A 448-nucleotide genomic window follows, 5' to 3' on the forward strand; every position below is an offset into this window, starting at 1 on the left:
CCTGAGTCGGCGCTGCTTCGACCACGACTTCGCTAACCAGGCCAAGACCGATCTGCCGACCACCGGTCAGCTCGACATAGACCTGGGCCAGCAGTTGCGCGTCAAGCAAGGCCCCGTGCAACGTGCGATGGCTGCGATCGATCCCGTAGCGGCTACACAAGGCATCAAGGCTGTGCTTGGCACCGGGGTGGCGCATCCGCGCCATCGCAACGGTATCGACCATCCGCTCCATCGCGACGGCGGTACGCCCGCAGCGCTTCAGTTCTCCGTTGAGAAAGCCGAAATCGAAGCTGGCATTGTGCGCGACGAGCGGGCTGTCCCCGATGAAGTCGAGCAAATCGTCGACCAGATGCGGAAACAGCGGTTTGTCGGCAAGGAAAGCGTCACTCAGCCCATGGACGCGTTGCGCCTCGGGCGGCATTGCCCGCTCCGGGTGAAAATACGCATG

1 protein-coding gene is annotated in these 448 nt (G+C 62.9%); it reads right to left on the reverse strand.

Features of this window, described 5'->3' with window-relative positions:
- On the reverse strand, positions 1-421 hold a 421-nt coding region (locus AACY52_RS31290; protein ID WP_339561538.1), incomplete at its 3' end, for an exonuclease domain-containing protein.
- Positions 422-448 lie beyond the last annotated feature (27 nt).

Source organism: Pseudomonas sp. EA_65y_Pfl1_P113 (assembly GCF_963970525.1).
Lineage (GTDB): Bacteria > Pseudomonadota > Gammaproteobacteria > Pseudomonadales > Pseudomonadaceae > Aquipseudomonas > Aquipseudomonas tritici.